Consider the following 25,592-nt stretch of genomic DNA (forward strand, 5'->3'; position numbering starts at 1 on the left):
GTTCTGCAGCGGAGCGGCAGAGCCTGCCCGCGCTGCAGAACCCGTTGGCGCTCCTGTGATGGCTGAGGCACCGCAGCCCTCCGTTCCGGCGGAGGCGCAGCTGGAGCGTCCGCGGTCAACCCCGCCGGTACGCAAGCTTGCACGTGATCTCGGCATCGACCTCACCGCTCTGAACGGCAGCGGTCCACAGGGTCTCATCACCCGCGAAGACGTGCTGGCGGCACAGGGGGGATCCGGTCAGGGGGGATCCGGAGAGCAGGGATCCGACCGCGGGGTGCAGCCTGCGGAGACAGGCGGGGCGCCGGCGTCGCGCATGAGTGGCGAGCGGGAGACACGCACACCGATCAAGGGCGTGCGGAAGCACACCGCCGCTGCCATGGTGGCCAGTGCCTTCACTGCGCCGCACGTCACCGAGTTCCTGACCGTGGATGTCACGGCTTCCATGGACCTGCTGGCACGGTTGAAAACGAGCAGGGCGTTCGCAGATGTCCGCATTACTCCGTTGGTGCTGGTGGCCAAAGCACTGTGCATCGCGCTGGACCGCAATCCCACGCTGAACTCCCGGTGGGATGAGGCCGCCCAGGAGATTGTGCAGCATCACTACGTGAACCTGGGCATTGCAGCCGCTACTCCGCGCGGCTTGGTCGTCCCGAATATCAGGGATGCGCACACGCTCGGGCTCCGCGAGCTGGCAGATGCGCTCAAAGGATTGACGGAAACGGCACGTGCCGGCAAGACCAGTCCCGCGGATCTCTCCGGCGGGACCATCTCCATCACCAACGTCGGTGTGTTCGGCATTGACGCGGGCACGCCGATCCTCAATCCGGGAGAAGCGGCGATCCTGGCCATGGGGTCGGTGCGGAAGATGCCGTGGGAGTACCAGAATGAGGTTGCCCTGCGGCAGGTCATGACCCTCAGCCTGTCCTTCGACCACCGGCTGGTGGACGGCGAACAGGGCTCACGCTTCCTCGCGGATATCGGGACCATCCTGTCCGACCCGGGCATGGTCCTGACGATGGTCTGACGGACCTGTCCACCTCGGGTTGGGCCGCCCGTCCACCCTGAACTTTTGTGCAGCTCCGGTGACTTCGACGCTGGTCCGAGTCGCCGGAGCTGCACAAAAGTTCCGTTATGTGGAGCCGTTAGCGAAGCTCGAGGACGAGCTCCCTGACCACCGCGCCGCGAGCGTTCGCGAAACCCTGCGTCTCACCGACCTGGGTGAATCCGTAGCGTTCGAGGATCCGGATCGAATTGGTGTTGTCTGCGACTGCGCGTGCCCGGAGCGGGCGCTCGGTGAACTCTTCGAGGAAGAGGCCGACTGCCGCCGTCGTAATTCCCTGGCCCCAGCGCGCCTTGTCGATCCAGTAACTGATCTCGGGGATGTCGGCGTCGCGGTAGGCGAGAATACTTCCCACCACCGCTCCGTCAGCCTCGATGGTGCGGACTGTGACCGTGGGGTCATTGAGGATGTTCTGCCAGTGGAGGTCGAAGACCCCCCGGTCCGAGGGGTTCTTGGCACTGAAGGCGGCCATGTGGTTGGCGCTGGGGTCGAGTTGGTGTGAGAAGAACTCGTCCAGATCGGTGGGTTCAACGGCGCGTAGCGTGATCACTGGAGACTTTCCGGTAGGCGGAACAGGGGTGGTTTCTGCGAGGTTCGGGTGCACGTGAGGTGCTCTACTCATCAGCGTACTAGGACGCGGGAAGTGGCGCCCCGTGTGCACTCATGGCTCCACGCTGAGGGCGGCCCACGCCATTTCCTCAAGCAGCTGGCGCAGGTCTGCGGTGTCCTTGCTGCTGCGGCGACGGTGAGTGGAGTGCGGGGTGGAGTTGATGAGCCCGAATGCGGCGTGGGCCTTGCGGCGCAGATGGGTTCTGTCTGGTTGTTGCGCGAGAGCGGCGAGGGCATCCACCCATACCTCCACGTAGGTGCGCTGCAGGGAACGCACGGTCTCCTGGTCCTCATCAGCCAGGGAGCTGAGATCCCTGTCCTGAACCCTGATGACGTTGGCATTGCGGAGTGCAAAGTCCACCTGGAACTCGATCAGCCCGCGGAGCGCCTGCTGGGGGCCGGGGGATTCAGCAACAACGGCACGGCTGCCCTCGAGCAGATCCTGGCTGACGCCGGCCAGCAGCGCGGCGAGCACTGCTGGTTTTCCGCTGAAGTGCCGGTACACCGCCGGTCCGCTGACACCGGCTGCTGCTCCCAGGTCCTCGATGGAGACTCCGTTGTAGCCGCGCTCGGCGAACAGTTGCGCGGCCGCATCCAACAGTGCCGCTCGCCGTGAGGCCTTGGCGAGGCTGCGGCCGGTCATCCGGGTGGGAGCTGCGGCGTCCATGCCTGTCTTTCTTCGGTGGAGGAACTTCGGTGGCGGAATACTTCGGAGGGGATTCCTCCATTCTGGTGGACAGTTCGGTTAATAGCTACTAACCTAAATTTGAGTTAATCCCTGCTAACTGAGTGGTTGCGTGCGTGAAGTTTGAAGGCTCGCGCGCGGACCGAAAGGACGTCAATGGAGACCCTGGCCTCGCGACTGGACCCGAACGCCGAAGCGTTCCGGCAGAACGACGCCGGCCAGCGCGCACTCGCTGCCGAGCTGCGGGACCGGCTCGCTGACTCTGCCCTCGGCGGCCCGGAGCGTTCCCGCGAACGTCACGTCAGCCGCGGGAAGCTGCTGCCGCGGGACCGGATCGACCACCTGCTCGATCCGGGCAGTCCGTTTCTGGAGATAGCCCCGCTGGCCGCCAACGGGATGTATAACGACGAGAGCCCCGGAGCGGGAGTCATCGCGGGTATCGGTCTGGTGCACGGACGTCACGTCCTCGTCATTTCCAATGACGCCACAGTCAAGGGCGGCACCTACTATCCGATGACGGTCAAAAAGCACCTTCGCGCCCAGGAGATCGCGCTGGAGAACAACCTGCCCTGCGTGTACCTGGTGGATTCAGGCGGAGCGTTCCTGCCCCGACAGGATGAGGTATTCCCGGACCGCGAGCACTTCGGCCGCATCTTCTACAACCAGGCCACCATGTCCGCGCGGAAGATTCCGCAGATCGCCGCAGTCATGGGCTCGTGCACCGCAGGTGGAGCGTATGTTCCGGCGATGAGTGATGAAACGGTGATCGTCCGGAACCAGGGAACCATCTTCCTCGGCGGCCCGCCGCTGGTGAAAGCCGCCATCGGTGAGATCGTCACCGCCGAAGAGCTCGGCGGCGGGGACGTGCACGCGAAGACGTCCGGCGTTGTCGACCATCTCGCGGAGAACGACCAGCACGCACTGGAGATCGTTCGGGATATTGTCTCGACCCTGCCCGTGCCGGAGCAGGCGTGGGCGCCTGCTGTTCCCGAAGAACCAGCCGTGGAGCCGGAGAGCCTCTACGGCGCCGTGCCGGTCGACGTGAATGCGTCCTATGACGCCCGGGAGATCATCGCGCGCATCGTGGACGGCAGTAAGTTCCACGAGTTCAAGAAGGAGTACGGCACCACTCTCGTCACCGGTTTCGCTACACTGCATGGCCACCACGTGGGCATCGTTGCCAATAACGGCGTGCTCTTCGGCGAGTCAGCTCTCAAAGGCGCCCACTTCATCGAACTGTGCGACCAGCGGGGCATTCCGTTGATCTTCCTGCAGAATCTCTCGGGTTTCATGGTCGGCCGCGACTATGAAGCCGGCGGCATCGCCAAGCACGGGGCAAAGATGGTCACAGCGGTGGCGACGTGCCGCGTGCCCAAGCTGACCGTCGTCGTCGGCGGTTCCTTCGGTGCGGGTAACTATTCGATGTGCGGGCGCGCCTACTCGCCGCGCTTCCTCTGGATGTGGCCGGCCAGCCGCATTTCCGTCATGGGCGGCAACCAGGCGTCTTCCGTGCTGAGCACAGTCAAGCGCGACCAGCTGGAAGCGCGCGGGCAAGAGTGGAGCGCCGAGGATGAGGAGGCATTCAAAGCTCCTATCCGCGCGCAGTACGAAGCACAGGGGAGTCCCTACTACTCCACCGCGCGGCTCTGGGACGACGGCATCATTGACCCGGCGGACACCCGCCGTGTGCTTGGCCTCGCGCTCGATGTCTGCGCCAACGCGCCGCTGCCGGAGACCTCCTTCGGCCTCTTCAGGATGTGAGTGAGATGCCCCTTTTTGAAACAGTCCTGGTAGCCAACCGCGGTGAAATCGCCTGCCGGGTGATCCGGACGCTAAGCGCACTGGGCATCCGCTCGGTCGCCGTGTACAGCGACGCCGACGCCGGTGCACGCCACGTGCTAGAGGCTGATCAGGCAGTGCGGATCGGCCCGGCTGCCGCTGCCTTGAGCTACCTCAACATTGAAGCGATCATCGCGGCTTGCAAGGCGACCGGAGCCGACGCCGTGCATCCCGGATACGGGTTCCTCAGCGAGAACCAGGCCTTTGCCCGCGCGCTCGAGGAAGCCGGCCTGGTGTTCATCGGGCCGCGGGTCCACGCCCTCAACGTCATGGGTGACAAGATCCGGTCCAAGAACCACGTCAGCGGCTTCGACGTGCCCGTGGTCCCCGGCATCGCTGAGTCGGGCCTGACCGACGAAGACCTCATCGAAGCAGCCAGCCAGGTGGGCTACCCGCTGCTCATCAAGCCCTCGGCCGGCGGCGGCGGCAAAGGCATGCACGCCGTGGAACGCGCTGAAGATCTCTCGGAGAGCCTCAAGACGGCGCGCCGCGTTGCAGCGTCCGCCTTCGGTGATGACACCCTGTTCCTCGAGCGGCTCATCCGCACACCGCGGCACATCGAGGTGCAGGTGCTCGCGGATTCCTATGGCAACGTGATTCACCTGGGGGAGCGGGAGTGCTCGCTGCAGCGGCGGCACCAGAAGGTCATCGAGGAAGCTCCCTCGGCGCTTCTTGACGAGGCGACCCGCGCGCGGATCGGCGAGGCCGCGTGCAACGCGGCCCGCAGCGTGGACTACGTGGGGGCCGGGACCGTTGAGTTCCTGGTGTCCGACGACGCGCCGGATGAATTCTTCTTCATGGAGATGAATACGCGGCTCCAGGTCGAGCACCCCGTCACCGAAATGGTGACAGGCGTGGACCTCGTCGAGTGGCAGGTGCGTATCGCCGCCGGCGAGAAGCTCACGCTGGCACAGGACGACGTCGTCCTCACCGGCCACGCAGTGGAAGCGCGCGTGTACGCGGAAGACGCGGAGGCGGGCTTCCTGCCCTCGGCGGGGACCGTCGTCGACCTGGCCGAACCGCAGGGTGAGGGCATTCGGGTTGATAGCGCGCTGCTGCCGGGGCTGGAAATCTCCCCCACCTATGATCCGATGCTGTCGAAGGTCATTGCGTGGGCGCCGTCCCGCTCGGAGGCCCTCGACCGGCTGAATTCTGCGCTTGCGCGCACCCGGATAGCGGGCCTGCGCACCAATGTGGAGTACCTCCGCCTGCTCATCAATGACGACGACGTCCGCGCCGGCCGGCTCGACACCACCATGATCGAGCGGAAGCTTCCCCACCTCGCCTTCCGGACGGCCTCCGACGCGGAGATCGCTGCGGCCGCCGTCGTACTGGCAGGGCATTCCACAGGTGGCGGTGCGGCCTCCCCGTGGCACTCAAGGGACGGCTGGCGCATTGGCGGGGTGCACGCGGCAACACCCGTTCAGCTTCAGGTCGGGAACACTTCGCCGCAGACCGTGTTCCTGACGCGCGACGGCGCGCGCAGTGTGGTTGCTCTCAATGACAATCGCTATGAGGTTGACTGGCTCGTCGATGGGGAGGGAAACGGGACGGGCCGCGCCGTTGTCGACGGTGTCACGCTGGATACCCGGTTCGCCCCGAACGGCTCCACACTGTGGCTGACGGATGCCGGTTGGTCCCAGCCAGTACGGATGCTGAGCCGCGAGGAGGTCCTCCAGACACAGCTGGCTTCCATTGCCCGAACGGACGGCGCCGCCGATCCGGAAGTGCGCTCGCCGATGCCCGGCACGGTGATCACGGTGAATGTCGCCGACGGTGATTCCGTTGCCGAAGGGCAGGTGCTTGTGAGCGTCGAAGCAATGAAGATGGAACACCAGCTCACCGCGACAGTGTCCGGCACCGTTGCTATCACCCTCAGCCCGGGTGACCTCGTGTCAGCAAACCAGGTTGTTGCCCGCATTCACCCCGTCCCGTCCGGCGAGGCAGAAGATCCTGCCGCCGGAACAGTTCCCACCGAACAGGAAGAGCCCCAATCATGAACTTTGAACTGAGCGAGGAATACCAGGACCTGGTTGATACCGTCCGGGAGTTTGCTGACCAGGTCGTGGCGCCGGTATCCGCCAAGCACGATGAAGAGCACAGCTTCCCCTACGAGGTCATCGCCCAGATGGGCGAGATGGGCCTGTTCGGGCTCCCGTTCCCGGAGCAGTACGGCGGCATGGACGGCGATTACTTCGCGCTGTGCCTGGCCCTTGAGCAACTGGCGCGGGTCGACCAGTCGGTGGCGATCACCCTCGAGGCGGGCGTCTCACTGGGCGCCATGCCCGTGTACCGGTTCGGTACCGAGGAACAGAAGCAGCAGTGGCTGCCGATGCTGACCAGCGGTGAGGCGCTCGCCGGGTTCGGGCTGACCGAATCAGAGGCCGGCTCTGACGCTTCCGGCACCAAGACCAACGCGAAGCTGGTTGACGGTGAGTGGGTCATCAACGGCAGCAAGGAGTTCATCACCAACTCCGGAACCGATATCACGCGGCTGGTCACGGTCACCGCCGTCACTGACACTGCCACGCGGGAGGACGGCTCGGTGAAGAAGGAGATTTCCACCATCCTCGTGCCCACCGACACACCGGGCTTCACGGCGGAAAAAGCGTACAACAAGGTTGGCTGGAACGCGTCGGACACTCACCCGCTGACCTTGAAGGACGTGCGCGTACCGGAAGCCAACCTGCTCGGGACGCGGGGGCGCGGTTACGCGAACTTCCTCCAAATCCTCGACGAGGGCCGTATCGCCATCGCTGCGCTCGCTACCGGAGCCGCCCAGGGCTGTGTAGAGGAATCCATCCGCTACGCCAAGGAACGCCAGGCCTTCGGCGCCAATATCGGCAGCTACCAGTCGATCCAGTTCAAGATCGCGCGGATGCAGGCACGCGCTCACACTGCCCGGCTCGCGTACTACGACGCCGCTGCGCGGATGCTCGCGGGCAAGCCGTTCAAGACCCAGGCATCCATCGCTAAGCTGGTCGCAGGCGAGGCAGCGATGGACAACGCCCGCGATGCCACGCAGATTTTCGGCGGCTACGGGTTCATGAATGAGTTCACGGTGTCCCGCCACTATCGTGACTCGAAGATCCTCGAGGTTGGAGAGGGAACCACCGAGGTGCAGCTGATGCTGATTGCCCGCGAACTGGGACTCTGAGCCGGGCAGTCGGCCACTCACCTGATTGAAACGAGTAAGGGAGAAGCAGTGATAGACAAAGTCGTCGCCTCAGCAGCCGAGGCCGTAGCGGACATTCCTGACGGCGCGTCCCTGGCCGTGGGCGGGTTCGGGCTCTGCGGTATTCCTGTGGCCCTCATCGATGCGTTGCACCAGCAGGGAACCAAGGAACTCGAAACCATCAGCAACAACTGCGGTGTGGACGGCTGGGGCCTGGGACGGCTCCTTGACGACCACCGGATCCGGCGCACCATCAGCTCGTATGTCGGTGAGAACAAGGAGTTCGCCCGCCAGTACCTCGCGGGGGAACTTGAGGTTGAGCTGACGCCGCAGGGAACGCTGGCGGAGAAGCTGCGGGCCGGCGGCGCCGGCATTCCCGCCTTCTACACGACTGCCGGGGTAGGCACGCAGGTGAGCGAGGGCGGGCTGCCCCAGAAATACGACGACGCCGGCAACATCGCCATTGCTTCATCCCCCAAGGAAGTGCGGGAGTTTGACGGGCAGGACTACGTGCTGGAGGAGTCAGTCACACCTGACTTCGCCCTCGTCCATGCGTGGAAGGGCGACCGCCACGGGAACCTGGTGTTCCACGCGACGGCCATGAACTTCAACCCGCTCTGTGCGCAGGCCGGCCGCATCACTATCGCGGAGGTGGAGGAACTGGTGGAGCCGGGCGAGCTCGATCCGGAGCACGTCCATATTCCCGGCATCTTCGTTCAGCGGGTTGTGCATGCGCCGGACACCGAAAAGCGCATCGAGAAGCGGACGGTTTCCCTGACTACCTCCAGCCCGGAAGAATCCTCCGGCCAGGCGAAGGAGCTCTAACCATGGCCCTGACACGTAACGAACTGGCTGCGCGGGTGGCGCAGGAGCTGGAGAACGGGCAGTACGTGAACCTGGGCATCGGCATGCCCACGCTCATTCCCAATTACATTCCTGCAGGCGTTGAAGTGGTACTTCACTCGGAGAACGGAATCCTCGGTGTCGGACCGTATCCCACGGAGGACCAGCTGGACCCGGACCTGATCAACGCGGGCAAGGAGACTGTGACCGTCAATGACGGCGCGGCCTTCTTCGATTCCGCTTCCTCCTTCGGCATGGTGCGGGGAGGGCACGTCGACGTCGCTGTCCTCGGTGCCATGGTAGTTGCCGCCAACGGGGATCTGGCCAACTGGATGATCCCGGGCAAGATGGTCAAGGGCATGGGCGGCGCCATGGACCTGGTGTTCGGAGCCAAGCGGCTGATCGTCATGATGGAGCACGTGGACCGGAACTCCAACCCGAAGATTGTCGAGCGGTGCTCGCTGCCGCTGACGGGCAAGGGGTGCGTGGACCGCATCATCACCGACCTCGCCGTCATTGACGTGGATTCCGGGCGCAACTCAGGAACGCTGATCCTTCGTGAGACCGCTCCAGGAGTCAGCGTTGATGACGTGATCGCGGCCACCGGTGCCCCGTTGGAGGTCGACCTCGATGAGCGGTAAGGAACCAGCGCCCGGAACAGTGGTGCAGCGCGGCCTCTACTATGACGAACTGCAGACGGGCGTGGTGTATGCGCACCGTCCGGGCAGGACGCTCACTGAAGCGGACAACGTCCTGTTTACCACCATGACCATGAATACGCAGGCGCTGCATCTTGATGCTGCGTGGAGCGGGGAACAGCCCTTCGGGCAGCGGTTGGTGAACTCGATGCTGACGCTGGCGACCGTCGTCGGGCAGTCAGTCACGCAGCTCACGCAGGGGACCATCGTGGCGCAGCTGGGACTGACGGACATTTCCTTCCCCAAGCCGGTCTTCCATGGCGACACCCTGTACACCGAGACGGAGATCACCGAGAAGCGGCCGTCGAAGTCCCGCCCCGGCCAGGGGCTCGTGACCATGAAACATACCGGACGCAATCAGGACGGCGAGATCGTGGCGCTCGCTACCCGCACCGTCCTGATGTGGACGGCTGTGGCGCATGGAGTCGGGGAGCGCGTTCATGACTGACTTCGGCATGGGCCCTGCCCTGCTCTTTTGCCCTGCTGACCGTCCCGAGCGGTACTCCAAGGCAGCAGAGCGCGCGGACGCCGTCATCCTCGACCTCGAAGACGCGGTTGCCCCTGAGAGCAAGGCAGCAGCCCGCGAAGCCCTGATCGCGAACCCGCTTGATCCTGCGAGGACCATCGTGCGGGTGAATCCCGCCCAGAGCCACGAGTTCGCGCTGGACCTGCAGGCGCTTCGGGACACCCAGTACCGCACGGTCATGCTGGCCAAGGCGGAGGGCGTAGAGGACCTGTGGTCGCTGAACGGTTTCAGTGTTGTCGCGCTCTGCGAGACGGCGTGCGGAGTGCTGAAGGCGACCGAGCTTGCCGAGGAACCCAACGTCGTCGCCCTCATGTGGGGAGCCGAGGATCTGGTTGCCTCGCTGGGTGGTACGGGCAGCCGTAAGGAGGACGGCAGTTACCGCGACATCGCGATGCATGCCCGCTCCACGGTCCTCCTGGCGGCGGCCGCTGCAGGGAAGCAGGCGATTGATTCGGTCTACGTCAATATCCCGGACGTGGACGGGCTCGCCGCGGAGGCGCGTGACGCCGTCGCTTCGGGGTTCGGTATGAAGGCCTGCATCCACCCGAGCCAGGTCAGCATCATTCGGGAGGCCTACCAGCCTTCGGCCGACGAGGAACAGTTCGCGCGCGACGTGCTGGCAGCGGCGCAGCACGAGGGCGGCGTCTTTACCTTCCGCGGCACTATGGTGGACGGGCCGATCCTGCGGCATGCCGAGCAGACCCTCCGCAGGGCTGACCAGCCCTAACGCGATGGTGTGAGCGTTGCCGCCTCAGGCTCCGAGTGACATGAGCCGCTGTCGCGGTGACTGGCGGTACCACTGGAGGGTACGCCGTATCCCGTCCTCATAGGCTGTCGGTTCCACCGGACCGAAGCGTTCCTGATAGGCGCTCGCATCCACTACGTGCGGCTGGTGAAACTGGTAGAGCATTTCGGCGCCTTCCTGCGCCACTTTCCACACCAGACCGAGCGCCCGAGCGGTTCCGGCGCCTACACGAAGCGCGCGCACTCGGCTACCTGACTCGGCTTCGAGGATTGACAGGAACTTCCGGGCGGTTATTGCCGGCGGAGTAGGAATATGCCACACCGAACCATAGGACGCCTCCTGCTCACCGAGCTCGATCATTCCACGGGCAAAATCGTCAATGAACAGCGGGCCGAGCGGCTGATCCATCGCACCCACCCACACCGCCGGCGAACGGCCGACGGCGGCCCCGAAGAGGTTGCGGGCCAGGAGGGACTCAACCTGGGGTCCATAGAGTTCGGGTGCCCGCGCTATCACCGTCCGGACCTCGCCGCGGGAATGGCTGGCCAGAACGCGCTCAGCCAGCCACGCGCGCAACACCCCCTTGTCGCTGACCGGACGATAGGGCAGATCCTCCCTCATCGCACCTTCAACCCGGCCGTACATCCACGTGTCATCCGCGAAGACCATGACCGCACCTGCGGCTCGCGCGCCGGCCAACACACCATCAACGGCTTTGGGGAAGGCCTCTCTCCACTGCACAAAGGGGACGTTGACGGCGTTGTAGACAACAGCCGCTCCCCGGCACAGCTCAATCATCCGATCCGGGTCGGTTGCATCGCCGGCGGCAACCTCCACACCCTCCGGCACCGGTATGCTGCCGCTGCGGTTGATGGCCAGTACCTGCCGGCCGCGCCGGACTAGTTCGCGTACCAGCGCTCTGCCGGTGCCGCCGCTGGCTCCGACCACCACATGAATGCCAGTCACTCGCCGTCCTCCGCTTCGATCGGCAACGATCAAGAAATATCCATACCTTGGCAGAGCAGGTGCAAAGGGACAAGAGGACGGTTGTTCCGCCTCGCTCAAGGCAGTGCGGGATACTGGGGAGATGGAGTTCCCGCTGCCCCAACCCGATCCTGCACAGTCCGCGCGTCGCGTCATCATTCTTGGATCCACCGGTTCAGTCGGTACCCAGGCCCTGGATGTCATCGCACAGTCTCCGCACCTGTTCACGGTCGCGGGTCTCTCCGCCGGAGGATCCAACCTGGCGCTGCTCGCTGAACAAGCGGTGAAGGCCGAGTCTCCGGCGGTGGCCGCGGCGGCCAGCTCTGAGGAGGAACTCAACGCCGCTATCTCTGACGCCGCCCGGAAGGCAGGCAAAGCGGGGTACCGGCCGGAACTGCTCACTGGTCCCGACGCATCCGCCGGCCTTGCCGCCCGGCCGGACGCCGACGTCGTTCTCAATGCCATCACCGGTTCGATCGGCCTTGCACCTACCCTTGCCGCACTGAAGCAGGGCCATCTCCTGGCGCTCGCCAACAAGGAATCGCTCATCACCGGCGGTCAACTGGTCCGTGACGCGGCCCGTCCGGGGCAGATCGTTCCCGTCGATTCTGAGCACTCCGCCATTGCCCAGGCACTCCGCTCCGGAACCGCCGAGGAGGTTCAGCGCCTGGTGCTCACAGCTTCCGGCGGCCCGTTCCGCGGTCGGTCCCGCGCCGAAATGGCGTCGGTCACCCCTGCGGAAGCACTCGCTCACCCCACCTGGGACATGGGGCTGATGGTCACTACCAACTCCGCCACCATGGTGAACAAGGCCCTCGAGGTGATTGAGGCGCACCTGCTGTTTGACGTGCCGCTCGACCGGATCGACGTCGTTGTGCACCCGCAATCCGTGGTGCACTCGATGGTGGAGTTCACTGACGGCTCCACCATCGCCCAGGCCTCGCCGCCCGACATGCGCCTGCCCATCGCCCTCGGTATCGGCTGGCCAAACCGCGTACGCGGCGCAGCATCGGCGTGCGACTGGACCACGGCCACCTCCTGGACGTTTGAACCGCTGGATGAGGACGCATTCCCCGCCGTTGCGCTTGCAAAGGACGCAGCGGCGCGCGGGGGGACCTTCATGGCGGTCTACAACGCAGCAAACGAGGAGGCAGTAACGGCATTCCACGCCGGCCGGATCCGCTTTACGGATATCGTGGACACCGTGCGCGCCGTGGTCGAAGACCATACCAGCGAAGCGCACCTCACCCTGCAGTCAGTGCTCGACGCCGAAACCTGGGCACGGCGCCGGGCTCGGATTCGTTGTGGTTTCCAGGACTGAGACTTACCAGCGAGAAGGAACTGACGAGTGACCATTGTGCTGTTCATAGCCGGCGTGCTCTTTGTGGCCGTCGGTATCGCGGCCTCCATCGCGCTGCATGAGGTGGGACACCTGGTGCCCGCGAAACTCTTCCGGGTGCGGGTCACGCAGTACATGATCGGGTTCGGTCCCACCGTGTTCTCCCGTCGCAGGGGCGAAACCGAGTACGGCATCAAGGCCCTCCCGCTGGGCGGCTACGTGTCCATGGTCGGTATGTTCCCTCCGGCGAACAAGGCCGACGGCGGCGCAACAGTCCGCCAGTCCAGCACCGGTATGTTCCAGCAGCTTGCAGCGGATGCCCGCCAGGCGGCAGCCGAACAGCTCCAGCCCGGTGACGAGTTCAGGGTGTTCTACAAGCTGCCCATCTGGAAGCGGATTGTGATCATGCTCGGTGGGCCGCTGATGAACCTGCTGATCGGCATCATCATGTTCGCCGTCCTCATCATGGGCTTCGGATCCGCGCAGGCAACCACCAGGGTCTCGGAGGTGTATCAGTGTGTGGTTGCGGCCGATCAGCAGCAGGAAACCGGTCAGACAGACTGCGGCCCCGCGGATCCGGCCGCTCCCGCTTTCGAAGCCGGGCTCCAGCCGGGGGACCGCATCGTAGCTTTCGACGGACGCGAGGTGACGAGTTGGAGCGAACTCTCGTCCTGGATCCGGGATGCAGCCGGCCAGGAAGTGCCGATCACCTACGTTCGGGACGGCGAGACGATCAACGAAACCATTGAGCCGCTGCTCACCGAGCGCCCCGTCCCCGACGTCGATGGCAGGGCAATGCTCAATGACGACGGCACCCCGGTCATGCAGGAAGTCGGTTTCATCGGGGTCGGGTCCCAGCAGGAACTGGTGCCGCAGCCGGCTTCGGAAGTGATGCCGGCGGTGGGCGAGAGCCTGGTCCGCGTGACCGGCGTCGTGCTCAATCTGCCTCAACGTGTCGCGCAGGTGGCCGAAGCCGCGTTCTCCGACGCACCGCGTGATCCGAATGGCCCCATCAGCGTGGTGGGTGTCGGCCGGATCGCCGGGGAGGTCTCCGCTATGGACGAAATCCCCTTGGAAGCCCGTGCAGCGACGTTGGTCGGCCTGGTGGGAGGCGTGAACCTGGCGCTGTTCGTGTTCAACCTGATTCCGCTCCTGCCGCTCGACGGCGGCCATGTAGCCGGCGCGTTGTGGGAGGGACTGCGGCGCGGCGTGGCTAAACTCTTCAAACGCCCGGACCCGGGGCCATTTGATATGGCGAAGCTGCTGCCCGTGACCTACGCCGTCGCGATTCTGCTGATGGGAATGGGTGCGCTTCTCATTTACGCCGACATTGTGAAGCCGGTGGATCTTTTCGGCTAGGTTGAATTCATAAATTCACCGTAAATAGGTTGAATTTCTAAGATCAACCTTCTAAGGTTCCAGTATGTACGTTCTGACGATCGATCAGCGGAACAGCACCAACGAGCCCGACCGCGTTCCCGCCCTGCTCAACTATCTGGAGGGGGTCCCCGCAGCCGTTCCGTTCGAGCGGTCAGTGGGGGATGAGATCCAGGGAGTCCTGGCGGCCGGGGAAGACGTTGTTGAAGCTGCGTTGCGCTGCCTGCGTTCCGGCGGATGGTACGTCGGCATCGGCATCGGCACAGTGGAGCTTCCGCTGCCGCCGACCCCGCGCGAGGGAAGGGGGAGCGCCTTCGTGGCTGCAAGAGCCGCCGTCGAGCGGGCAAAGAAAACAGGTGACCGTGCGCCGCTCGCCGTGGAGGGTGCAGACGGCGCCGCTGACGCGGAAGGGGTGCTCTCGCTCATTGGACGGTTCGTCATGCACCGGACAGATGCGGAGTGGCGCATTCTGGACCTGCTCGAACCGCAACAGAGAGGGAGCCAATCGGCGGTGGCCAGGACGCTGGATATCAGCCCGCAGGCGGTCAGTAAGGCGGTCTTCCGATCAGCCTGGATCGAAGAGTGGGCTGCCCGTCCCGCCGCCGCAGTATTGTTGCAGCTGGCAAGTGCAGATGCTGGGCATACCGCAGATGGGGTAAGGGAATAGTGGAATTTTTTTGGGGCGTTATGGCGCTCGTCGTTGCAGGCGGCCTGGGCTCTCCCATCACGCTCGCCGTCCTGCGCCTGGCGCGTGCTGTTGATGACCAGAAGCGGCCCCCTGCCCCCGTCACCAACAGTGAGACGCCCGCTGTCGAGGTAACGGGTGAAACGGAAGCGGCGCTCGAGGAGACCGCTCCGGACACACCGGGTGTGCTCCGCGGCGGGCTGGTGATCGGCATCCTGGAGCGCACGGGTGTGGCGCTCGCAATTCTATTGAACGAACCGGTTGCCATTGCCTACGTCGTTGCTATCAAGGGACTGGGGCGTTACGCGGAGCTGAAGGAAACGCCCGCGGCCGCCGAACGGTTCATCATCGGGACGCTGACGTCGTTGTTGTGGGCCTGCGCTGTCGCGGGACTCACAGCTGCCTACCTGCTCTGATCACGTAGGGTGGAGCCATGAGTGTTTTCGCAGTCGAGTACGTGTATGGCGCTGAATCCGCAGCCAGCCGGGATGAGTACCGTCCCGCACACCGGGAGTGGCTGAACCAGCTGGTCAGCCAGGGAAACGTCCTTGCATCCGGCCCTTTCGTGGACAATGCGGGAGCGCTGCTGCTTTTCGTCGCGGACGGTGAAGCGCAGCTCAATGAGCTGCTGAAGCAGGATCCTTTTGCCGCTGCAGGTGTCATCTCCGCGGTCAAGACAACGCAGTGGAATCCAGTGATTGGCGTTCTCGCCGAACATGCGGATCGCTGACTGATCGGTAGCGATCAGAAACGTATCCATCCACATCCAGCCAAGAATCTAGCCCTGGAGGACATTTTGACCTCGGTCAACCTCGGAATGCCTGCCGCTCCGCCGCCAACACTGGCACCGCGGCGCAAGACCCGCCAGATCAAGGTGGGTTCCGTAGGGGTGGGCTCGGACTCGCCTATCAGCGTGCAGTCAATGACCACCACGCCCACCACGGACATCAACGCCACCCTGCAGCAGATCGCCGAGCTGACGGCTTCAGGCTGCGACATCGTCCGGGTGGCCTGCCCCTCCGCAGATGACGCCGAAGCGCTGCCCATCATCGCCAGGAAGTCGCAGATACCGGTTATCGCGGACATCCACTTCCAGCCGAAGTACGTGTTTGCAGCCATCGATGCGGGCTGTGCTGCTGTCCGGGTCAACCCCGGCAATATCCGGAAGTTCGATGACCAGGTCAAGGAAATCGCCGCCGCCGCGAAGGCTGCAGGGACGTCCATCCGAATCGGCGTCAATGCCGGCTCCCTCGACCCGCGCCTGCTTCAGAAGTACGGCAAGGCAACTCCTGAGGCGCTCGTTGAATCGGCCGTCTGGGAAGCCTCCCTGTTCGAGGAACACGATTTCCACGACTTCAAGATTTCCGTCAAGCACAATGACCCAGTGGTGATGGTGCGCGCCTATGAGCTGCTCGCTGAGCGGGGCGACTGGCCCTTGCACCTGGGTGTGACTGAAGCCGGCCCGGCCTTCCAAGGCACCATCAAGTCGGCCACTGCGTTCGGGGCACTACTCGCCAAGGGAATCGGGGACACCATCCGGGTCTCGCTCTCAGCGCCTCCCGTGGAAGAAATCAAAGTCGGGAACCAGATTCTGCAGTCGCTGAACCTGCGCCCGCGCAAGCTGGATATAGTCTCCTGTCCGTCCTGCGGCCGCGCCCAGGTGGACGTGTATACCCTCGCCGAGCAGGTGACCGCCGGGCTCGAGGGCATGGAGGTCCCGTTGCGGGTCGCGGTCATGGGTTGCGTGGTGAACGGTCCCGGCGAAGCACGTGAAGCTGACCTCGGCGTTGCCTCCGGAAACGGGAAGGGGCAGATTTTCGTCAAGGGAGAGGTCATTAAGACTGTTCCTGAGGACCAGATTGTTGAGACACTCATTGAAGAAGCAATGAGGATTGCAGAAGAGATGGGCGAAACCGATGGCGAAACTGCTGGCTCGGGTAGCCCCGTGGTTTCCGTCCGGTAAGCACACCCCGGGCGGAGTTGCATTCCGTACCCTGGGCGGGAAAGACACCTGTGATCTCTGGCAGCTGGTGAACACAGACAGCACGGCCAATGTCTTCATGGCTGCGCATCTGGAGGCAGCAGGAACGGCGGCACCTTCGTCGTCCGGCGGTGAAGTGATCGGCGCGTTCCACGATTCACGCATGGTCTCCGCATGCTGGACCGGGGTCAACCTTGTTCCTGTGGGGATGGCAGGTAGCGATGCCGCCGCCCTGGGAACCCTCCTCGGCGAGAGCGGCCGCCGCTTTTCCTCCATTTTTGGTCCCGCGGCTTCCGTGATGGGCATTTGGTCCACGTTGAGTTCCTTCAGCGCGGAGCCGTTCGACGTCCGGTCCGAGCAACCGCTGCTGGAGATCCGGGAGCCGTCGCCGGTGCCGCCCACCTCCACCCTCCGGCATACCAAACCGTCTGAGTTGGAAAAGATCCTGCCCGCATGCGCGGCCATGTTTGAGGAGGAAGTGGGCTACTCCCCGTATGTCGGCGGCGAGGAGCACTACCGGCGGCGAGTGGCCAACCTGATTCGAAGGCGGCACTCGCTGGTGGATTTCGACGACGCCGGCCAGGTGATCTTCAAGGCGGAACTGGGAACGGTTTCGGCCACTACTGCCCAGGTCCAGGGTGTCTGGATCAATCCCGCTTACCGCGGGCAGGGGCTGGGTGCAGGCTATATGTCGGCGGTGGTGAACGAGGCGCTCAAGCTTGCACCCGTTGTCAGTCTCTACGTCAATTCATTCAACACACGTGCCCTGGCGCTGTACCGGACCGTCGGGTTTACCCGGACGGGTGAGTTTGCGACGGTGCTCTTCTGAACCGTTTCGCCGCCGCTCCTCCCCGCCGTCCTGAAAGGTCAACCATGAGGCGTGTGGTTCGTCTTGCCGGCGGATTAACGCTGGTTCTCGCGTTGACGGCCTGCACCGCGGATCCGCCGCGCGGACAGCCGCCGGAACAGCCATCCCAAACCGCGGCGCAAACAGCCGCTCCGGCTTCAGGGACGCCGGCCCCGGCCACATCCAGTCCAACGGCAACCCCTTCTTCCACACCGGGCAGCGGGTCCCGACTGAGCGCCGAACAGCTCGAGGCGGTGCTGGCGGCAGTCAGCGAGGCGGAGTCCCTTAATGCGCAGATCATCGCTGACGCGGAGCTGCGCGCCCTTGAGGAGGAGGGAGCCCGCGGGGCAGAGGACATCGTGGTCACTCCCGAGGAGTGCAACGTGTACGCGGAATCCAGTACGGAGAGCCTTTCCGCTGAAGCCAGCCGCGCAGCGATGACCTTCGCGGGGGAGTCCTCGCTGCAGCCGGACACCGTGAGTCTCTCCGGCCTCGCCTCGGAGGAAGCAGCCCGCACGCAGCTCCGCGCCGGCAGGGACCAGTTGGACGCCTGCTCAGAGTTCACCATGGAGGTGTCCAACCAGGAGATCAGAACCACCGTCTCCGAGGTTGACGTTGATACTGCCGCGGATGAGGACCTTGCCCTGCGCACCACCGCGCGGGTTCCCGGAACCATCCAGGAATCCATTACGGTGCGTGCCGTTGTGGGCAGCACCGTCGTTGACGTTTTGGTGGGCGGCTCTCCCGATCCGGCAGCCGATGCGGCGCGTGCTGAACGCCTCACGGACCTCGTGGCGGCTGAGCTCCGCGCGCGCTGAGCCTGCCTGTCACCGGCAACCCGCCGGACCGGTTAGATTGGTAGGTGTTGTTGCTGCCGCCCTGATCCTAGAACCGCGGCAGAAAGTGCCAAAGAAACGGATTCCAAGCGTGGTCCTTCGACTCTCCACTCTTTTCCTGCGCACGCTGCGCGAAGATCCCGCCGAAGCTGAGGTGGCAAGTCATCGCCTGCTCCTGCGCGCAGGCTACATCCGCCGCGCCGCTCCCGGAATCTACAGTTGGCTTCCGCTGGGCCTGAAGGTGCTCGCCAGGGTGGAGTCCATCATTCGCGAGGAGATGGACGCGATTGGTGCGCAGGAGGTTCACTTCCCTGCGCTCCTGCCGAAGGAGCCTTACGAGGCAACCAACCGCTGGACCGAGTACGGCGAAGGGATCTTCCGCCTGAAGGACCGCAAGGACGCGGACTACCTTTTGGCGCCTACGCATGAGGAAATGTTCACCCTGCTGGTGAAGGACCTGTACAACTCCTACAAGGACCTCCCGCTCAGCCTCTACCAGATCCAGACGAAATACCGTGATGAGGCCCGGCCGCGGGCAGGGCTCCTGCGCGGCCGTGAATTCATCATGAAAGACTCCTACTCGTTCGACATCGACGACGCCGGTCTGGAACGCAGCTATGAGCTGCACCGGGAAGCGTACCTGCGCATTTTCTCCCGGCTGGGACTCGATGTCATCCCGGTCGCCGCGACAGCCGGCGCCATGGGAGGCTCCCGGAGTGAGGAGTTCCTGCACCCTTCCGCAATCGGCGAGGACACTTTTGTAGTGTCCGACGGCGGTTACGCGGCGAACGTCGAGGCCGTCACCACAGTGGTGCCCTCCGAGCTGGATTACGCGGACGCGCAGCCGGCGGAAGTTCGGGATACCCCGGACACTCCGACGATCGAAACGCTGGTTGATCACGCCAACGCCGCGCTGCCTCGGCAGGATCGTCCCTGGTCGGCCGCAGACACGCTGAAGAACGTGGTGCTGGCCGTGGTCCTGCCTACCGGTGGGCGCCAGCTGGTGGTGATTGGTGTTCCCGGTGACCGCAGCGTGGACCTCAAGCGGATCGAAGCCAACATCGGTCTCCACCTGTCCGTCAGCGGAGAGGTAACTGTGGAGGCTGCAACTGATGAGGACCTCAAGAAGCACCCGGGCCTCGTCAAGGGCTACATAGGGCCCGGCCTGAGCCTTGACGCGGCAGTACTTGGGTCGAAGGGCTCCACCGGCCTGACGTTCCTGGTTGACCCGCGCATCGTGTCCGGGACCACCTGGGTGACCGGCGCCAACGTCCGCGGGAAGCACGTCTTCGGGCTCGTTGCCGGCCGGGACTTCACCTGGGACGGGGTGATCGAATCCGTCGAAGTGCGTGTTGGTGATGAAGCTCCTGACGGCTCCGGTCCGCTCCGTACCCAGCGCGGCATCGAAATGGGCCACATCTTCCAGCTCGGGCGAAAGTATGCCGAGGCACTGCACCTCAAGGTTCTGGACCAGAACGGCAAGCTGACCACGGTCACCATGGGTTCCTACGGCGTCGGAGTCACACGAGCGGTGGCCGCACTGGTGGAATCCAACCGTGACGACAAGGGCATCATCTGGCCGCGGAACGTGGCACCGGCTGACGTTCATCTAGTAGCAACAGGCAAGGGTGACGAGGTATTTGCCGCGGCAGAGCAGCTTGCCGGGGAGCTTGAGGCCAGGGGACTGAGTGTCATGTTCGATGACCGCCCGAAGGTCTCGCCCGGGGTGAAGTTCGGCGATGCCGAGCTGATCGGTATTCCGACCATCGTCGTCGTCGGACGCGGGCTGGCCGAAGGCCACATCGAGGTCAAGGACCGCCGTTCGGGCACAAGCGAGAACGTCGCTGTTGTCGACGTCGTCGATCATCTGCATGCGCTGATCAGCGCCTGAGGCGCGTCGATGATGTCCGGGCTGGAGGAGATCCAGCTCTCTACGATCGTGCTTGTCGTGGTAGCCGGCTTTGCCGCGGGGTGGGTCGACGCCGTCGTTGGCGGGGGCGGCCTGCTCCAGCTTCCCGCGCTGCTGATGGTTCCCGGCATCACGCCGGTGCAGGCGCTGGCCACGAACAAGATGGGCTCCATCTTCGGGACCACAACAAGTGCCATCACCTACTTTCGTCGTGCGAGACCGGATCTCCGGACGGCGGTACCGATGGCGCTGGTTGCGCTCGTGGGCAGTTTCGGCGGCGCGATGCTGGCGGCGTTCCTTCCGGCTTCGGTGTTCAAGCCGATCATCATCGTCGCCCTCGTCGCCGTCGCGATCTTCACCGCGTTCCGGCCTACCGTCGGTACCCTGACCAAACTCCGGTATACGGGCCACCGGCACTACGGGACGGCCGGGGCGATCGGTCTGGTCATCGGTTTCTACGACGGCCTGATTGGGCCCGGCACGGGTTCATTCCTGATCATCGCGATGGTCACGCTGCTCGGGTACAGCTTCCTCGGTGCCAGCGCCAAGGCGAAGATTGTGAACATGGCAACCAATTTCGGCGCCCTGGTTTTCTTCCTGCCCAACGGATCTCTGCTGTGGGGGCTCGGACTGATCCTTGGCGGCGCCAACATGGTGGGCGGCTACCTGGGATCCCGGATGGCCATCACCCGCGGCAGCACCTTCATCCGGGTGGTGTTCCTGGCCGTGGTCGGTGCGCTTATCGTGAAGCTCGGTTACGACGTCTGGGTGGAGAATATCCGCTGACGCCGTTCAGGGCGCCGTCAGCCGGGCCGCCGGCGGCAGGTTCTCCAGCGGTTTGCGCAGCAGGTTGCTCGCCACCCAGAGTGAGCGGTCCGCGTCGTCCGATCTGCCTTCCCTCAGGTAGTCCAGCGCGTTATCAACCTCCCGGACCACCGACCAGTCGCGGGCCAGCATCGGATCCAGATCCGCAGCGAGTGCCAGATCCGTGCAGCGATCACGCAGATGGCTGGCAGGGTCAACCGCAGAGAGCTCACTGATCCGGTTCCAGAGCATCGGCGCCACCGCGAACTCCGCATCGCCCAGGAGCGGTTTCGGATCGATCGCCAGAAACTGCCGGGGATCTCCAAGGACCGGCAGGATGTTCAGGTAGTGCAGGTCGGAGTGAACCAGCACATCGTGATTCCGGCGTCGGCCAACTGCGCCGTGCAGCTGGCACACCTCGAGTGCGTACTCCAGCAGCCAACGGTCAAAGGGGCGCCCGAGGGCCTCCCATTCAAGCGGCAGCGTATCTGTCCACTGTTCTGCCTGGTCGGCAACAGAGGGAAGGGAGAACCAGCGGGGATCGGAACCGGCCGCACCAGCCGGAGGAATCGAGAGCCGGCGCATGATCGATCCCCAGATGTCGGTGGTCTCGGCCAGCGGCAACTCAGCCAGGGATGAGTCCCCGTCCAGCCGCTCAAGCAGCAGGACGAAATCTTCCGGCGCACTGTCCAGGAGTCCGACGGCGCCGCGTCCCTCCCACAGTGCTAGCGCGTCCGGCTCCGGAACTGCCTCCGCATGCGGGACGGTGATCTTGAGGACGGCTGGCCGGCCGCCGGCGCGGACAACCGGAAGCACGACGGCGCAGTGACCGCTCCATGGCTCAGCTCCCGGTTCCAGCTCAAGAACCAGATCCCATGTCTCGAGGTAGCGGTTTGCGATGTCAGCCCAGGCTTCCACCCACGCCCTGCCACCCGGCAGGTTCAGCACCTTGCGCACAAGGGTGCGCGGGAGCTCGATGTTGCGTGCGTCCACCCGCTAAGACTAGCTGCCCGGCCCGGACAGCTGCGGGTACTGGTCCGGGTTGATACCGGGAAACGCCTCGGGTTCTCCGCCGGCGGGCACGCTGTCCGCGGATTCAAAGGAATACTGCGCTGTACCGACCAGTTGCCGTAATGCCCAGTCACGCAACGGTCCGCGCCCGCTCATACCGACCAGGTCCGCGTAGGTACCGACCAGCGACTCCTCCAAATCCCGCAAGGCGGGTCCAGGATCAGCCAGGAACACTTCGTCCAGCGCATAGGCCGCGGCCGGCAGGGGCTCAGCGACGCAGTGCCGGGTCAAAACGGCCGAACCCACGGCCGCCGCGGCTTCGTGCTGCGCCATCCGTTGCAGAAGCTGTGCGGGGTCGGCGGAACGGGCCGCAACCACTTCATAGGCGTAGGCTGCACGCTGTTCGGCGAGTACGGCTGTCCGGGCACCGGCCAGGCCGCTAACAGCCGTGAGCGTTGTCTCCGGCGGGCAGGTGGGGGCGTCGTCGTCGTACTGTATCTCCGGAACAGGAATCGCAGGCGGCTCCTCGCCCAGGCTCGCTGCAAGCGTGCGGCTCCGGAGCCACTGGGCAGTCGCAGCCGATGCCAGCACCCGTGCCGGCCCGGCGTCAACCACCGCTGCTGCTTCAAAGGCACCGGTGTAGGAGTTCCTGAGGCCGCTCAGAAGGTCTGCCGGCGTTGGAGTATCCGGCGATGCGGACGGCGATGCAGGTGCGGATGGTGGTGCCGCCGGGAAAGCGGAAGGGGTGGGCTCGGGGGAGCTGGCTCCAGGGCGCAGGGCGATCGCGTGCAACCGGAGCATCCCGGCCAGCGCCGCGTAATCAGGTCCGGCCGGAGGAGCGGCATCTTCGAGAAAGGCGGCGGCTTCAGCGAGGGTCTGCGCCGCTTGCGTTCCCTCGCTGAGGGCCAGTTCGGAGGCGCTCGGCTCAGGCTCCGGGGACCCTCTGCCGATGACGAGCCCGATCGAAGCCACGAGAAGGAGGATCAACAGCAGTATCACCGTGCGGACAACACGCCACACTGCTGCCTTGAAGCCGCTGCCGGTGGAGGCGGAACGGGCCTTCGAGTGCGTCACAACCGATCATCATGCCATGCGGACGACCGTTCCGTGTGCCATTCACCGACCTGTCATAAAGTCGTTAGGGTAGTAGCTACAAGATCATCGAGCGGGAGGCGGCAATGGCGGGTAAATCCGGCAAGCAGAACACTGCTGCAAGGCAAGACACTTCCATACCCCGCCGGAATCCGGCCCCTGCGCACCTCGATGCGGCGGCTGAGGCCGAACGGCTGCGGGAGTTCCTGCGCCCCACAGTGGAACGGCACAAGCTTCTCCTCGAAGACGTTGAAGTCCGCATCGTCGGCAGCCACCGTACCCTCCATGTGGTGGTGGATCTGCCGGATGACGGCGTCGACGGCGTGAGTCTTGACACTGTCTCCGAGGTGTCCCAGAGCGTCTCCAATGCTCTCGATAATGATCCGGGGGATGATGGACGCCCCTACAATCTGGAGGTTTCCTCACCCGGAGTTTCCAGGCCGTTGACCCAGCCACGTCACTGGCGAAGGAATATCGGCAGGTTGGTTGATGTGAGACTTGTCGATGGCGAGGTGCTGGAAGGCCGCTTGATTGATGCTGATGAGACGTCGGTGTCGCTAAAGCCGCTGATGACGGTCAAGAAGGGCACCAAACCGAAGTTCGGGGAAGATCGGGCAATTCCCTACGACAAAATCCGCAAGGGGACCGTCCAGGTTGAATTCGCCCACGCTGATGCCGAGGAATCCGGCGGCAACAATGACTGATTACCACCGCTGGTTGCTGAGGAGGCCCCAATGGACATAGATATGAGCGCTCTGCGGCTACTGGAACGGGAACGCGAGATCCCCCTTGAACTGCTGATCCCCACGATCGAGCAGGCACTCCTTGTTGCCTACCACAAGACCACAGGTGCGCAGGAGATTGCCCGGGCGGAGCTGGACCGGCGGACGGGCCACGTCACCATCTGGGCTACCGAGGTCGACGACGACGGCGTGGCCGTGGGGGAGTTCGACGACACACCGACCGGTTTCGGACGGATCGCGGCGAGCACAGCTCGTCAGATCATCCTGCAGCGGCTGCGCGATGCGGAGGATGACAACATCCTCGGCGAATTCCGCGGTAAGGAAGGCGAGCTCGTGGCCGGCCTTATCCAGCAGGGCAACAACCCCCACATGATCCAGGTGAACCTGGGCTCAGTTGAGGCATTGCTTCCGCCGCCCGAGCAGGTACCCGGTGAAAAATACCTGCACGGTACCCGTTTGCGCGCTTTCGTCATTGACGTCCACCGCGGGATGAAGGGTCCGTCCATCACGCTCTCGCGGTCGCACCCCGGTCTCGTCCGGAAGCTGTTCGAGCTCGAGGTACCGGAGATCGCCGACAAGAGCGTGGAAATCGTCGCGTTGGCAAGGGAAGCCGGCCACCGCACCAAGATCGCTGTGAAGGCACATGTTCCCGGAGTGAACGCCAAGGGCGCCTGTATCGGAGAGATGGGATCACGCGTCCGCGCCGTGATGAACGAGCTCAACGACGAAAAGATCGACATTGTTGACTACAGCGACGATCCAGCCACCTTCATTGCCAGCTCACTCTCGCCGTCGCGGGTTTCATCGGTGACCATCACTGATGAAAAAACCCGCAGCGCCCGGGTGGTTGTGCCGGACTACCAGCTGTCACTCGCCATCGGCAAGGAAGGCCAGAACGCGCGGCTCGCCGCGAAGCTGACCGGATGGCGGATCGACATCGCCTCGGACGCCGCCGGCGCGTGAAGCACCGGGGCTCGCCTCAATAAACCCGCCGATGCGTCATATCGAGATGCTTGGCGCTAGAATGGATAGGGCTTATGTCGTTACGTCATCAACCGGTACGAACCTGTATCGGTTGCCGAAGTCGTGATGACCAAGCCAATCTGGTTCGATGGTCAGCGGTCAGCCGCAGCGGCGTCACTGTCGCCGAGGTGGATCACCGCCGTCAGCTAGCGGGCAGGGGTGCCTGGTTGCATCCCCGACCGTCCTGTGTGGAGCTTGCGCTCAAACGCAAAGCGTTCAACCGCGCCTTTCGTGGTGTCGTTGATTCGCAGAGTGTTGAGCAGTGGCTGCACACACTCCGGGGCACCTCCTGATGGAGGTTCCCCGCACGTACACCGTCCTCCCTGAAAGCGGGTCAGAAAACTGATGGAAACCCGATGAGTACCCAGCGATGAGTGCCCAACGATGAACAATCTGTTGAGCTCTGCAATCAGCGCGTCAGCTGCCCCGGCGGCTGGGGTCTGCAGTAGGAATTAGACGGTTCGCTCCTGACTCGGTGCGGACCGAGACAGGAGAAATGTGGCCAAGGTCCGCGTACACGAGCTCGCCAAAGAGCTCGGAATTACTTCGAAGGATGCAGTAGCAAAGCTGCAGGAACTGGGCGAATTCGTCCGGTCGGCATCCTCAACCATTGAAGCGCCCGTCGTGAAGAAACTTCGCGGCGCTTTCCCGGACGCCCCGGGTAGTGCTGTGGATAAGTGTCAAGCCTTGTCCTAGCGCGACCGCTGCACTCTGCCTTCGTCCCACACAGGAGCTTCCGATTCATACACCTTGCCGTCCTCGCCGAAGACGAGGAAGCGGT

26 protein-coding genes and 1 pseudogene are annotated in these 25,592 nt (G+C 64.3%); 22 read left to right on the forward strand and 5 right to left on the reverse strand.

What is annotated here, in order from left to right; translation table 11 throughout:
* The coding region (locus P4U43_RS13525) for a dihydrolipoamide acetyltransferase family protein (RefSeq protein ID WP_277359191.1) at window positions 1–1,024 on the forward strand (1,024 nt) is incomplete at its 5' end.
* Window positions 1,025–1,142: 118 nt separating this feature from the next.
* Here the strand turns inward: P4U43_RS13525 and P4U43_RS13530 are convergent.
* Both P4U43_RS13530 and P4U43_RS13535 read right to left on the reverse strand, forming a co-directional pair.
* Entirely contained in the window at window positions 1,143–1,682 is a 540-nt protein-coding gene (locus P4U43_RS13530; protein WP_318533035.1) for a GNAT family N-acetyltransferase, read from the reverse strand.
* A 39-nt stretch (window positions 1,683–1,721) separates the two neighbouring features.
* Entirely contained in the window at window positions 1,722–2,336 is a 615-nt protein-coding gene (locus P4U43_RS13535; RefSeq protein ID WP_277359192.1) for an SACE_7040 family transcriptional regulator, read from the reverse strand.
* 174 nt (window positions 2,337–2,510) lie between these two features.
* Here P4U43_RS13535 and P4U43_RS13540 point away from each other — a divergent pair, with 174 nt between their 5' ends.
* From P4U43_RS13540 to P4U43_RS13570, 7 genes are read left to right on the forward strand one after another with little or no spacing between them, the layout of a single operon-like run.
* Window positions 2,511–4,115 (forward strand): carboxyl transferase domain-containing protein, encoded by a 1,605-nt coding sequence (locus tag P4U43_RS13540; RefSeq protein ID WP_277359193.1) that lies wholly within the window; start codon window positions 2,511–2,513, stop codon window positions 4,113–4,115.
* A gap of 5 nt (window positions 4,116–4,120) precedes the next feature.
* Entirely contained in the window at window positions 4,121–6,193 is a 2,073-nt protein-coding gene (locus P4U43_RS13545) for an acetyl/propionyl/methylcrotonyl-CoA carboxylase subunit alpha (RefSeq protein WP_277359194.1), read from the forward strand.
* Entirely contained in the window at window positions 6,187–7,350 is a 1,164-nt protein-coding gene (locus P4U43_RS13550) for an acyl-CoA dehydrogenase family protein (protein WP_277359213.1), read from the forward strand. Before P4U43_RS13545 ends, P4U43_RS13550 begins: the two co-directional genes overlap by 7 nt.
* 48 nt (window positions 7,351–7,398) lie before the next feature.
* A complete protein-coding gene (locus P4U43_RS13555) occupies window positions 7,399–8,193 on the forward strand; it encodes a CoA transferase subunit A (protein WP_277359195.1) in 795 nt (264 codons plus the stop codon).
* Window positions 8,194–8,195: 2 nt separating this feature from the next.
* Entirely contained in the window at window positions 8,196–8,852 is a 657-nt protein-coding gene (locus P4U43_RS13560) for a CoA transferase subunit B (RefSeq protein WP_277359196.1), read from the forward strand.
* Window positions 8,842–9,357, forward strand: a complete 516-nt coding sequence (locus P4U43_RS13565; protein WP_277359197.1) for a MaoC family dehydratase — start codon at window positions 8,842–8,844, stop codon at window positions 9,355–9,357. The genes P4U43_RS13560 and P4U43_RS13565 overlap by 11 nt, the downstream gene beginning before the upstream one ends.
* Window positions 9,350–10,162: an HpcH/HpaI aldolase/citrate lyase family protein gene (locus tag P4U43_RS13570; RefSeq protein ID WP_277359198.1), complete on the forward strand. Its 813-nt coding sequence runs from the start codon at window positions 9,350–9,352 to the stop codon at window positions 10,160–10,162. Before P4U43_RS13565 ends, P4U43_RS13570 begins: the two co-directional genes overlap by 8 nt.
* Before the next feature lie 24 nt (window positions 10,163–10,186).
* Here the strand turns inward: P4U43_RS13570 and P4U43_RS13575 are convergent, their stop codons facing one another.
* Window positions 10,187–11,146, reverse strand: coding sequence for an NAD-dependent epimerase/dehydratase family protein (locus tag P4U43_RS13575; RefSeq protein ID WP_277359199.1), 960 nt, complete (start codon window positions 11,144–11,146; stop codon window positions 10,187–10,189).
* A 121-nt stretch (window positions 11,147–11,267) separates the two neighbouring features.
* Between P4U43_RS13575 and dxr the strand changes: the two genes are divergently transcribed.
* The 10 genes from dxr to P4U43_RS13625 all read left to right on the forward strand — a co-directional run bounded on the left by dxr (window position 11,268) and on the right by P4U43_RS13625 (window position 20,924).
* On the forward strand, window positions 11,268–12,485 hold the full coding sequence (gene dxr, locus P4U43_RS13580; RefSeq protein WP_277359200.1) for a 1-deoxy-D-xylulose-5-phosphate reductoisomerase: 1,218 nt from the start codon (window positions 11,268–11,270) through the stop codon (window positions 12,483–12,485).
* A gap of 27 nt (window positions 12,486–12,512) precedes the next feature.
* The gene (locus P4U43_RS13585; RefSeq protein ID WP_277359201.1) at window positions 12,513–13,862 is read left to right on the forward strand and encodes a M50 family metallopeptidase; all 1,350 of its coding nucleotides are present in this window, start codon (window positions 12,513–12,515) and stop codon (window positions 13,860–13,862) included.
* Between the two features lie 64 nt (window positions 13,863–13,926).
* A complete protein-coding gene (locus P4U43_RS13590) occupies window positions 13,927–14,547 on the forward strand; it encodes a MarR family transcriptional regulator (protein ID WP_277359202.1) in 621 nt (206 codons plus the stop codon).
* Entirely contained in the window at window positions 14,547–14,981 is a 435-nt protein-coding gene (locus P4U43_RS13595) for a hypothetical protein (RefSeq protein ID WP_318533036.1), read from the forward strand. The genes P4U43_RS13590 and P4U43_RS13595 overlap by 1 nt, the downstream gene beginning before the upstream one ends.
* Window positions 14,982–14,998: 17 nt before the next feature.
* Complete coding sequence (locus P4U43_RS13600; RefSeq protein ID WP_277359203.1) at window positions 14,999–15,295, forward strand: YciI family protein; 297 nt, start codon at window positions 14,999–15,001, stop codon at window positions 15,293–15,295.
* A gap of 66 nt (window positions 15,296–15,361) precedes the next feature.
* The gene (ispG, locus tag P4U43_RS13605; RefSeq protein ID WP_056548510.1) at window positions 15,362–16,528 is read left to right on the forward strand and encodes a flavodoxin-dependent (E)-4-hydroxy-3-methylbut-2-enyl-diphosphate synthase; all 1,167 of its coding nucleotides are present in this window, start codon (window positions 15,362–15,364) and stop codon (window positions 16,526–16,528) included.
* Window positions 16,529–16,595: 67 nt separating this feature from the next.
* Window positions 16,596–17,375 carry a GNAT family N-acetyltransferase gene (locus tag P4U43_RS13610; RefSeq protein ID WP_277359204.1) on the forward strand — a complete coding sequence of 260 codons (780 nt, stop codon included), beginning with the start codon at window positions 16,596–16,598 and terminating at the stop codon, window positions 17,373–17,375.
* A gap of 44 nt (window positions 17,376–17,419) precedes the next feature.
* Complete coding sequence (locus tag P4U43_RS13615; protein WP_277359205.1) at window positions 17,420–18,211, forward strand: hypothetical protein; 792 nt, start codon at window positions 17,420–17,422, stop codon at window positions 18,209–18,211.
* A gap of 109 nt (window positions 18,212–18,320) precedes the next feature.
* Window positions 18,321–20,120: a proline--tRNA ligase gene (locus P4U43_RS13620; RefSeq protein ID WP_277359206.1), complete on the forward strand. Its 1,800-nt coding sequence runs from the start codon at window positions 18,321–18,323 to the stop codon at window positions 20,118–20,120.
* Window positions 20,121–20,129: 9 nt separating this feature from the next.
* Window positions 20,130–20,924 carry a sulfite exporter TauE/SafE family protein gene (locus P4U43_RS13625; protein ID WP_277359207.1) on the forward strand — a complete coding sequence of 265 codons (795 nt, stop codon included), beginning with the start codon at window positions 20,130–20,132 and terminating at the stop codon, window positions 20,922–20,924.
* Between the two features lie 6 nt (window positions 20,925–20,930).
* Here P4U43_RS13625 and P4U43_RS13630 read toward each other — a convergent pair whose 3' ends face one another.
* On the reverse strand, window positions 20,931–21,935 hold the full coding sequence (locus P4U43_RS13630; RefSeq protein ID WP_277359208.1) for an aminoglycoside phosphotransferase family protein: 1,005 nt from the start codon (window positions 21,933–21,935) through the stop codon (window positions 20,931–20,933).
* A 9-nt stretch (window positions 21,936–21,944) separates the two neighbouring features.
* Window positions 21,945–23,027: a DUF4439 domain-containing protein gene (locus tag P4U43_RS13635; protein ID WP_277359209.1), complete on the reverse strand. Its 1,083-nt coding sequence runs from the start codon at window positions 23,025–23,027 to the stop codon at window positions 21,945–21,947.
* 104 nt (window positions 23,028–23,131) lie between these two features.
* Here P4U43_RS13635 and rimP point away from each other — a divergent pair, with 104 nt between their 5' ends.
* The 4 genes and pseudogenes from rimP to P4U43_RS13655 form a co-directional block, all read left to right on the forward strand.
* Complete coding sequence (rimP, locus tag P4U43_RS13640) at window positions 23,132–23,749, forward strand: ribosome maturation factor RimP (protein ID WP_277359210.1); 618 nt, start codon at window positions 23,132–23,134, stop codon at window positions 23,747–23,749.
* 30 nt (window positions 23,750–23,779) lie between these two features.
* Entirely contained in the window at window positions 23,780–24,751 is a 972-nt protein-coding gene (gene nusA / locus P4U43_RS13645; protein ID WP_277359211.1) for a transcription termination factor NusA, read from the forward strand.
* 74 nt (window positions 24,752–24,825) lie between these two features.
* Entirely contained in the window at window positions 24,826–25,104 is a 279-nt protein-coding gene (locus P4U43_RS13650; protein ID WP_277359212.1) for a YlxR family protein, read from the forward strand.
* A gap of 205 nt (window positions 25,105–25,309) precedes the next feature.
* Window positions 25,310–25,468, forward strand: a pseudogene (locus P4U43_RS13655) (translation initiation factor IF-2 N-terminal domain-containing protein); the annotation flags it as partial.
* Window positions 25,469–25,592 lie beyond the last annotated feature (124 nt).

It is taken from the genome of Arthrobacter vasquezii (assembly GCF_029455255.1).
Taxonomy (GTDB): domain Bacteria; phylum Actinomycetota; class Actinomycetes; order Actinomycetales; family Micrococcaceae; genus Arthrobacter_D; species Arthrobacter_D parietis.

What these genes read in the sequence shown, in the direction of transcription:
- P4U43_RS13530 (WP_318533035.1), bottom strand. Translation starts at nt 1,682, where the DNA reads ATGAGTAGAGCACCTCACGTGCACCCGAACCTCGCAGAAACCACCCCT.
- P4U43_RS13535 (WP_277359192.1), bottom strand. Translation starts at nt 2,336, where the DNA reads ATGGACGCCGCAGCTCCCACCCGGATGACCGGCCGCAGCCTCGCCAAG.
- P4U43_RS13540 (WP_277359193.1), top strand. Translation starts at nt 2,511, where the DNA reads ATGGAGACCCTGGCCTCGCGACTGGACCCGAACGCCGAAGCGTTCCGG.
- P4U43_RS13545 (WP_277359194.1), top strand. Translation starts at nt 4,121, where the DNA reads ATGCCCCTTTTTGAAACAGTCCTGGTAGCCAACCGCGGTGAAATCGCC.
- P4U43_RS13560 (WP_277359196.1), top strand. Translation starts at nt 8,196, where the DNA reads ATGGCCCTGACACGTAACGAACTGGCTGCGCGGGTGGCGCAGGAGCTG.
- P4U43_RS13565 (WP_277359197.1), top strand. Translation starts at nt 8,842, where the DNA reads ATGAGCGGTAAGGAACCAGCGCCCGGAACAGTGGTGCAGCGCGGCCTC.
- P4U43_RS13570 (WP_277359198.1), top strand. Translation starts at nt 9,350, where the DNA reads ATGACTGACTTCGGCATGGGCCCTGCCCTGCTCTTTTGCCCTGCTGAC.
- dxr (WP_277359200.1), top strand. Translation starts at nt 11,268, where the DNA reads ATGGAGTTCCCGCTGCCCCAACCCGATCCTGCACAGTCCGCGCGTCGC.
- P4U43_RS13590 (WP_277359202.1), top strand. Translation starts at nt 13,927, where the DNA reads ATGTACGTTCTGACGATCGATCAGCGGAACAGCACCAACGAGCCCGAC.
- P4U43_RS13600 (WP_277359203.1), top strand. Translation starts at nt 14,999, where the DNA reads ATGAGTGTTTTCGCAGTCGAGTACGTGTATGGCGCTGAATCCGCAGCC.
- P4U43_RS13615 (WP_277359205.1), top strand. Translation starts at nt 17,420, where the DNA reads ATGAGGCGTGTGGTTCGTCTTGCCGGCGGATTAACGCTGGTTCTCGCG.
- P4U43_RS13625 (WP_277359207.1), top strand. Translation starts at nt 20,130, where the DNA reads ATGATGTCCGGGCTGGAGGAGATCCAGCTCTCTACGATCGTGCTTGTC.
- rimP (WP_277359210.1), top strand. Translation starts at nt 23,132, where the DNA reads ATGGCGGGTAAATCCGGCAAGCAGAACACTGCTGCAAGGCAAGACACT.
- nusA (WP_277359211.1), top strand. Translation starts at nt 23,780, where the DNA reads ATGGACATAGATATGAGCGCTCTGCGGCTACTGGAACGGGAACGCGAG.
- P4U43_RS13650 (WP_277359212.1), top strand. Translation starts at nt 24,826, where the DNA reads ATGTCGTTACGTCATCAACCGGTACGAACCTGTATCGGTTGCCGAAGT.